This window comes from Clostridium ljungdahlii, assembly GCF_001636845.1.
In the GTDB taxonomy this organism is placed as follows: domain Bacteria; phylum Bacillota; class Clostridia; order Clostridiales; family Clostridiaceae; genus Clostridium_B; species Clostridium_B ljungdahlii_A.
In genome coordinates, this window is sequence record NZ_LITT01000064.1 from 135,724 (window position 1) to 145,041 (window position 9,318).

At 31.4% G+C, this 9,318-nt stretch carries 7 protein-coding genes and 1 riboswitch; all 7 genes read right to left on the reverse strand.

Annotated elements, in window-relative coordinates:
* Positions 1-45: 45 nt before the first annotated feature.
* Entirely contained in the window at positions 46-1,944 is a 1,899-nt protein-coding gene (locus tag WY13_RS19500; protein ID WP_063557222.1) for a sigma-54-dependent Fis family transcriptional regulator, read from the reverse strand.
* A 149-nt stretch (positions 1,945-2,093) separates the two neighbouring features.
* Positions 2,094-3,443 (reverse strand): sigma-54 interaction domain-containing protein, encoded by a 1,350-nt coding sequence (locus tag WY13_RS19505; RefSeq protein ID WP_063557223.1) that lies wholly within the window; start codon positions 3,441-3,443, stop codon positions 2,094-2,096.
* Positions 3,444-3,626: 183 nt separating this feature from the next.
* Positions 3,627-5,450, reverse strand: a complete 1,824-nt coding sequence (locus WY13_RS19510; protein ID WP_063557224.1) for an aldehyde ferredoxin oxidoreductase family protein — start codon at positions 5,448-5,450, stop codon at positions 3,627-3,629.
* A gap of 504 nt (positions 5,451-5,954) precedes the next feature.
* A riboswitch (molybdenum cofactor riboswitch) is annotated at positions 5,955-6,074 on the reverse strand.
* A 17-nt stretch (positions 6,075-6,091) separates the two neighbouring features.
* Entirely contained in the window at positions 6,092-6,778 is a 687-nt protein-coding gene (locus tag WY13_RS19515) for a HesA/MoeB/ThiF family protein (protein ID WP_063557225.1), read from the reverse strand.
* 2 nt (positions 6,779-6,780) lie between these two features.
* Positions 6,781-7,005, reverse strand: a complete 225-nt coding sequence (locus WY13_RS19520) for a MoaD/ThiS family protein (RefSeq protein WP_063557226.1) — start codon at positions 7,003-7,005, stop codon at positions 6,781-6,783.
* Positions 7,006-7,143: 138 nt separating this feature from the next.
* Entirely contained in the window at positions 7,144-9,075 is a 1,932-nt protein-coding gene (locus WY13_RS19525; protein WP_063557227.1) for a molybdopterin biosynthesis protein, read from the reverse strand.
* A gap of 62 nt (positions 9,076-9,137) precedes the next feature.
* The coding region (locus WY13_RS21590) for a hypothetical protein (RefSeq protein ID WP_204377981.1) at positions 9,138-9,318 on the reverse strand (181 nt) is incomplete at its 5' end.

Consider the following 9,318-nt stretch of genomic DNA (forward strand, 5'->3'; position numbering starts at 1 on the left):
CCCTAAAATATACAACAGCCTCTCTTTCCTCTCTGCATAAAAAATTTATATCTCTATTTTATATTTTTTTATTTTACTGTACAAAGTATTTCTTCTTATACCCAGTGCTGCTGCTGAATGTGTTATATTCCCATTAAACTTCTTCAATACTTTAATTACATGTTCTTTTTCCACATAATCTAACTTTAAATAGTCATCACTAATATCCACAAGTACCTCATTATCACAGTTTTCTTCCGTAAAATAACCTGCTGGTATAGATCCTGTATTTACAATTAGCTCAACTAAATTTTCCAATTCTCTTATATTTCCAGGCCAGTTGTAGTTAATCATTTTCTTCAAGTACTCTCCTAATATAACCGGCTCTTTTTTATTTAATTTTTGTGAAATATTCTTAACAAAATATTGAATAAGAAGAGGTATATCCTTTTTTCTTTCTCTAAGTGGAGGTAAGTATAAAGGCAGCACATTTAATCTGTAATATAAGTCTTTTCTAAACCTTCCACATTCTACTTCTTTTTTTAAATCTCTGTTTGTGACAGCTATAATTCTTACATCTACAGGTATAGACTTTGAGCTTCCAATTCTCGTTATTACACCTTCCTGTACAACTCTTAGAAGCTTTGTCTGCATATCAAGAGGCATTTCTCCAATTTCATCCAGCATCATAGTTCCACCATCTGCTAATTCAAATTTTCCAAGGTTTCCACCCTTTTTAGCTCCTGTAAAAGCTCCTTCTTCATATCCAAAAAGCTCTGACTCTATAAGTTGTTTAGGGATGGCACCACAATTTAAAGCTACAAATGGTCCATCTACCCTGCTGCTGTAATTATGAATGGATTGTGCAAACACTTCTTTTCCCGTACCACTTTCCCCCATTATAAGTATAGTTGATTTACTATCTGAAATCTTTTTTGCATAATTTATTACTTTTGTAAAGTTGTCATCCTGACCCATTATTTTATCAAAAGTATAGTAAGCCTGCCCATTATTTTTTCTATTTACTTTTTTAGCTTTTTCAAAAACATAAACTATTTCAATATTATTATCATCATCACAATTGTATATTGAACTGGTAGTTACTTGATACTGAATCTTATTTCTTAGTGCAACCATAATTGTTTCTTTTAAAGTACTTTCTCCTAAATATATAGGTGTTTTTATATCATTCCAATTTTCTATAATATCTTTCATATTGTTTGTATCTAACTTACTACCTCTTATGCCAAACATATTTTGTGCCTTTTTATTGCAAATTTTTATTTTACCATTTATATCCGAGGTTATTATAGCAACGGGACTAGAATTAAATATATTTTTTATATGCTTGTAATTCATATTTTCAATTTTATTGTACTCTTCTACTTTAAGCATTTCTTCTATAGCATTTGACGCTGCTATAACCATACCAAGGGTATGGGAATGTACAAACTTAATGTACCCAGTAAGATTCAATACACCTATAAGTTTTCCTTTACTATCTTTTATAGGTGCCGCAGAACATGTCCACTTATGATATGCATTAATAAAATGATCATCTCCAGAAATTTGAACTGGCAGTTTACTTTTTATAACTACACTCATAGCATTTGTCCCAATATTTTCTTCATTCATAAAAGCTCCCGGTATCATTTTCAAAGAAAATGCTTCCTCGAGTATTTTTTCATCACCTAACGCATTTAATATACATCCTTCTCCATCTGTAAGTAATACAAAAAAATTAAATCCCTTTACAAAATTAATTAGCTGATCCATATAAGGTGCTGCAGTCAATATTAAATTTCTGTTAGCTGCAAATCTTTTCTGCAATTCAATATCGTCTATTATTTTTTTACTAAATACCTGATTTGAATCAATGTTAAACTTTTTACATCTTCTATGTGAAAGTTCTATATTGGGCTTGGATACAACTACATTGCCTGATTTGCAAATAGCTACATTCATTATAATTCCTCCAATCATAACAACAGTTTTAAATTTATTTTTTCCATTGAAAGATTGCCTTTTAACTTTTATAAGTTCTACCGCAATACTTATTGCTATCTCTTCAAGACTTTATGCAAATATGATAATATCTATTTAGAATGGTACTTCTATATAGAACAGTAAATATTATATTTCTTGATTTTTCTATAAAGAGTGTTCCTACCTATACCCATAGCCTTGGCAGCTAAAGTAATATTCCCATTAAACTTTCTTATTACATTTTCTATATGTGTTTTTTCTAAATTTTCAAGGTTCATATTAAACATAAAATCTTCATCATGATATATATAACTATTTTCCACTTTACGTTCTTTAAATAAACCTTCTGATTGAATAACATTTTCATCTACACGCTCAATATTTATAAAAAATTCTATAACATTTTCTAGTTCTCTTATGTTTCCAGGCCATTCATACTGTACTAACTTATCCATTTGATCACTAGTAATTTTTATTTTTCTTTTATTTAATTTCTTACTTATTCTATTCATATAATAATCAACTAATAAACAAATATCGTCTTTTCTATCCCTTAACGGGGGGAGTGGAACAGGAAGAACATTTAATCTATAAAATAAATCTCTTCTGAAATTTTTATTTTCAACTTCTTCTTTTAAATTTTTATTTGTAGCTGCAATTATTCTAACATTTATGGGTATTTGCTTATACCCTCCAACTCTTACAATCAATCCCTCTTCTATAACTCTTAATAACTTTACCTGCATGTCAACAGGCATTTCCCCTATTTCATCTAAAAATATAGTTCCACCATTTGCCATTTCAAATTTACCTAAATTTCCTCCCTTTTTAGCTCCTGTAAAAGCACCTTCCTCATATCCAAAAAGTTCTGATTCTATAAGTTTTTCCGGAATTGCACCACAATTAACAGCCATAAAAACTTTCTCCTTTCTATCACTGTAATTGTGTATAGCTTGAGCAAAAATTTCCTTTCCTGTACCACTTTCTCCTGTTATTAATATAGTAGACTTACTATTAGATATCTTTTTTGAATACTCTATTATGTTTAAAAAGTTCCTATTTCTCCCTATTATTTTGTCAAAAGTATATATGGCCTTGCCTTTTAATCGCCTTTCTTCTAATTTCCTTTTCTTTTTTATTTCTTTAAAAACAACTATAATTATCCTTTCATCCATTTTTTTTGTGTATAATGGATATACATTTAAATTTAATTTAAGCACATTCTTAATAGATTTTATGCTAGTTTCTACATTCTGTTGAATGCTTATATTATGTATATTACTTATTATATTATTCCAGTTATCTACCATATCTTGAATATTCATATCCATTATACACTCTTGACTATATCCTGTAATTTGTAGTAAGGCATTATTTACAAATTTAATTTTTCCATAAATGTTACAAATCATAATGCCTTCATGTATAGATTCAATGAATGCTTCAAAGCTTTGCTTATTACTATTGAAGTTTATCATAACAACTAAATTTCATCTCCCAAACTTATCCAACCACAACTTAATACTCTTGCAAATATATAAGCAAATAATCTAACTTCTATTCTCAAATTCACACCTTCCTATTAAAAAACAGACTTCATATATAGAGAGAACCTATCTTCTTTAATACATAAAGTCTGATTTCTAGTTTATCGAATCAAACTAAAATTTACCTATATATTCATCTAACCCTAATTTCTTTAATGTTTCTTCTGTAGGTATACCCTCTTTACTCCATCCTCGTACTGAGTAATATTCTGGCAGAAGAACATCTAGCCTATGAACTTCTCCCTTTGATGGACCATCTGGAATAGGTTCTTCTAACAATCTCTTTGGTAGAGTATCCTGGCTGCTGTCTATTCCGGCTGCAAGATTAAATAATTTCTCAAGAGTCCAGATTCTATCTCCTGCCTCTAATAGTGAATCTGCATCACAAGTAGATTCTCCTACTACTGCATTATACATATCTACATAATCCTGTATTCCCAGTCCAAATGTAGTGAATATGCACAATCCTAAAGAATCAATTACAGCAGTTAAATCGTGCATCATTTTGGCATAGGCTGCTTTACCATCTAATGCAAATCTATCGAGTTTTTCCGGATAACCTAATATTTCAGGATTAATCATATATCCCTTAATATGACATCCTCCTCTATTATTAACTGCATAGGTAATACCGTGTCCCTGTATTCCCCTTGGATCATATGCTGGAATTTCTTGTTTTTTAACTGTCATAGAATACTCCGGTACTCCATAACCTTCACAAAGCCTATAGGAACCATCTGTCATCTTTGCTCCAAAACCTTCACTATATACCATTTTCTTTATCCAGCCAATCATGGATTCCGTATCACCCCACTTGAGAGATAGGTTATCTCCAGCTATTTCTTCGTCTTTTATATATCCTCTTTGATAAAGTTCCATAGCTGCAGCAATTGTTGCACCACAGGTAATAGTATCAATACCATATTCATTACATAACATATTAGCTTCATTTATAGCATCTAAATCATATGAACCACAGTCAGAGCCAAAACACCACAGTGTTTCATACTCTGGTCCTCCGCACTCTGTACCATCTTTTAATCTAACCCATCTTCCACAACCTATAGGACAGCTGTAACAAGGATTTTTCCTTACTAATTGGTTAGCAGTAAGAGTCTCTCCACTTATTTTATCTGCTTGATCCGTATAAGATTCTTGAAAGTTTTTTACAGGATGAACTCCATTTTCATTTATTATATTAACCAGTATGGCCGTACCATAAGTTGGCATTCCCTGACCAGCTACTGGATCATTTTTTAATGTTGTAATTTTTTCTATAGACACCTTTTTTACTTTTTCTTTATCAGCTAAAGCTATTTTTCCAGTTCCTTTAACTGTAATAGCTTTTAAGTTTTTAGATCCCATAACTGCACCAACGCCGCCTCTTGCTGCAGTTCTATCTACATCATTCATAACTGCTGCCATAAGGGACAATCTCTCACCAGCAGGTCCTATACATAATACCTTTGATTTATTCTCAGTTATCTTTTCTAACTCTTTTGTAGTTTCTGATGTAACTTTTCCCCAAAGCTGTGACGCATCTTTAATTTCTACCTTATCATCTACTATTTCAATATAAACTGGTGAATCAGCTTTATCCTCTACTATTACCATATCCCAACCAGCTTTTTTTAAGTCTACTCCCCATTTTCCACCCGAGTTTGAAATTGCTATAGTTCCTGTAAGCGGTGCTTTAGTAACTACCATAAACCTTCCACTGGTTGGAACCGGAGCTCCAGTTAACGGACCTGTTACAATTATAAATTTATTTTCTGGTGATAATGCATCTATTTTAGGATCTATTTCATCAAATAAAGTTTTAACACCTAGTCCCCTACAGCCTATGAACTTTTTAGCTTTATCCAAATCTAAATCTTCTGACTTGCAAGTTCTTTCCTTTAAATTTATTCTCAATACTTTACCATTGTAACCATACATTGAAATTCCTCCTTATATAAATATATTCACTTCACAAAGTCTATAAAGCATACATTGTGCCAAATATGGTTACAAAAAAACACTCAATAATCAAAAACACATACAATGCGTTGATTATTAAGTGAATTCTTAGTAAATTATTTAGCAATATTTTTTGTTTTATAATAAGACGTTCAAATAATAAGCAATATATTTCTCTACATTACTAGTAATAAGCAATATATTTCTTTATATTGCCAAAATGCTCAAGAAAAATACAATATTACTATTTTTATTTAAAATAACGTTCAAATAATGAGCAGCATTATTTTTATTTTTTAAAAACGTTCCAATATGGATCGATTAATATATATATATTATTATGATTTAGAATTTAATATATCATGTCAATTTTCTCCTTCCTGCAATAACCCAACATCATTCCTTTACCTAGTAGATGTCGTTAATTTTGTCAACTTTGTTTATAAAAAATAGGCATGCACCAAAAGTGCATACCTATTTTATGGGTATTTGCAATAGTCTTCTTCTCAAACACGGAAAGCACATCATTTTCATGACATACTCATTGGTTTTATCTCCATAGGCTTAGCGTTTAGGATCAAAAACTTCAAGTTCTATAATATACTTGATTATACGATTTTTTATCCCAGTGGAACTATATCATACTCAGTTGAGAGGAGATCTATAAAGACCATCTTTTTTCTTAAAAGTTCTCTTCTCCCTAAAAGAATCTTTATTACTTCACTTACTTCAATTGAGGCTGCTAAAGCTGGTGTAAATGATGGATTACCCATTTCCTTTTCGATTCCTTTAGATATTTGCTTATCTACATTATAAATCTTGTTTAAGGTATCATCTCCTGGAAATATGGTAGTAACTTGAGCATACCATCCTGCTATAGCTCCATAAACCATTGGTATATTAAGTTTTTTACAGCTGCCTTGAAGTAACAATCTTGCTGGTATGCTGTCAAGAGCATCTACTACTACATCGTGATTCTCTAAAATACTGCAGGCATTATCTTCTGTAAGCATTTTTTCTAATGCTTTTACCTCTATTAGTGGATTTACTTTTTCCATTCTAGCTTTTGCTTCCTGTGCTTTGCTAAAACCTATAGTGTCTGTACTTGAAAGTATTTGTCTATTCAAATTAGATTCCTCAAATACATCCCCATCCACTGCAGTAATACTTCCTATTCCTATTCTTCCAAGCATTTCAATAACATAACCACCAATTCCTCCACAGCCAACAACACAAACTTTAAAGTTCTTTAAGTTATCATTTTCTTCTTTTGACAGGGTTTTCATATTTCTAACATAACGTTCCAAATTTAGCCGCCTCCTACTGGTGGGAACAATGATAAGACATCATTGTCATTAAGTTCTGTATTTGCTTTACCGTCCCTACCATTTATAAGTAAAATAGCTACTTCTTCTTCCTTAATATTTATCTTTTTAAATATGTCCGCAGGTGTTACAGGCTCCTCAAATTCTAAAAATAATTTTTTATCTCTATCTTTTCTAAAGTAAGCAAATAATCTAACTTCTACTTTCAAATTCACACCTCCTTTACCACATTAAATATATTTATTTTAAAGCATAAATTGTGCCAAGCATATTTATAAAAAAATACTTAATAACCATAGCATATATGATGTACTGATTACTAAGTATTGATAGTAAATACATCAATACTAGGCATTATATTTACCGCTAGAATCAGCCCTTATTATTTTCCCTATATTGGGATATTCATATCCTCCAAGTCTATCTAATTCTTTTAAAAACGTGTCACTCTTCATAACATCAATTAATTCTCTAATTGTTTTCATTTTTAAATATTCCTCTGGTACTGCAAAATCATATTCTTCATTACATACTGGAATAAAATCAAGTCCCATCATTTTTGCTGCTGAATATATCCCAAGACCACAGTCTACATCCCCACTAGCCACTGCTGCTGCTACAGACAGGTGGGTAAATTCTTCTCTTTCATATCCATTAATATCATTTGGTGAAATATCTAACTTTTTTAAATAATAATCCAGTAATAACCTTGTTCCTGCTCCCCTTTGTCTATTTACAAACCGTATACCTTTTTTCGATATGTCTGAAATTTCCTTAAGTCCCATTGGATTTCCTTTTTGAACCATAAGACCTTGAACTCTATTTACTACTTTTACTAAAGCTATATTTTTATCTTTTAAGTATTTATTAATATAAGAAATATTATATTCTCCGCTTTCCATATCCAATAGATGAATAGGTGCAATATGAGTTTCTTTATTTTTTAATGCCATTATTCCACCCATACTTCCCACATGAGCTGAGGATAAATAATAATCAGGATTTTTCACATGAAGTAAATCAGAAAGTACATCTAATATAGGGTCATGGCTGCCTATGCAGACAATTGTGTTTTTGATTTCATCTATATCTTTCATAAGACTTATCTGAACTTTAGTCCCAGCCTCCATGCCTTCTACATTCTGTGGAACTTCTAATATTCCATCTGCCCTTACCAATGACATTGTAGCTCCTGCTCCTCTTGAAAGTGGTGTGGCAATAAGTTTTTCTCCTACATATCCAAGTTTGATTCTTACAAATTCTAAATATTTTAGAGAAGACATTATCCTTCTTGATAAAATTGCCTCTACTATCTGCTCTTTTTCATGTTTCATTCCCTGATATTCTTCTATTATTTTTTTAAGAACTTTATCCATTATGAAATAGGCTGAAACTGGATATCCAGGAATTCCAAGAACCGGTTTATTTTTAACTTCTCCCATAATAACAGGTTTCCCCGGTTTTATAGATACCCCATGCACATAAACTTCTCCCAAATCAGATATAATATCACTTGTATAATCTTCTCTTCCTGCAGAAGATCCTGCATTTATTACAACTATATCACATTCTGAAGCAGCCTTTTCTAAAGTTTCTTTTAATACGTTGTAATCATCTTTTACTATTCCATATCTCTTCGGTATTCCACCATATTCAGTTACCTGTGCACTAAACACCCTTGAATTAAAATCAATTATATCTCCAACTTTAAGATCTGTTCCCGGTTCAACTAATTCAGTACCTGTTGGGATAATACCTACTAATGGCTTTTTATAAACTTCAATAGTATTTACCCCTCCGGCTAACATGGCACCTATATCTACCGGCCTTACAACATGACCGGAAGGTACAATAAGCTGGCTTTCAACTATGTCTTCACCTAGTGGTCTTATATGCTGCCAGGGTGCTGCACTTTTATATATTCTAATTCTATTTTCATCTACTTTTACTATATCTTCTACCATTATTACACAGTCATATTCTTTAGGAATTGGATCTCCTGTGTCCACCACTAAATAATCCTTGCCTTCTTCTAGTATAATATGTTTTTTTTCAGAAGCTCCTATAGTACTTGAGCTTTGAAGTGCAATACCATCCATAGCAGAACAATTATAAAATGGGGAGGATATTTTTGAATAAACTGCTTCTGAAGTAACCCTTCCAAGCGATTCATCTGTACTTACTGATTCCTTATTTAAAAAAGAATATTTTACGTTATCAAAATACTTTTTTAGTGCTTCTTTTAACTCATAATTTGATAGATATACTTTTTGTGCCATAAAAATCACTCCTCGTATAATAAGTTTATAGCCAAGAAAAACTGGTTATAAACTTATCTTTTTTATAGTATAGAGATAGGAGACATCTTTGAGGGATTCTTCCTCATCCTATTCCCATCTATACAATTAATATTTATATATTCAATAAAGATTATCCTGTGGTATGATATCAGCAGAGTCTGATGTCCGAAGGCACTGCTTTCACTCCTTTCAGCCAACGCTTGTTGTGTCTGCTTTTTTAGC

Excerpts from the sequence above, each read along its gene's own strand:
- WY13_RS19505 (WP_063557223.1), bottom strand. The coding sequence starts at position 3,443 with ATGATAAACTTCAATAGTAATAAGCAAAGCTTTGAAGCATTCATTGAA.
- WY13_RS19510 (WP_063557224.1), bottom strand. The coding sequence starts at position 5,450 with ATGTATGGTTACAATGGTAAAGTATTGAGAATAAATTTAAAGGAAAGA.
- WY13_RS19500 (WP_063557222.1), bottom strand. The coding sequence starts at position 1,944 with ATGAATGTAGCTATTTGCAAATCAGGCAATGTAGTTGTATCCAAGCCC.
- WY13_RS19525 (WP_063557227.1), bottom strand. The coding sequence starts at position 9,075 with ATGGCACAAAAAGTATATCTATCAAATTATGAGTTAAAAGAAGCACTA.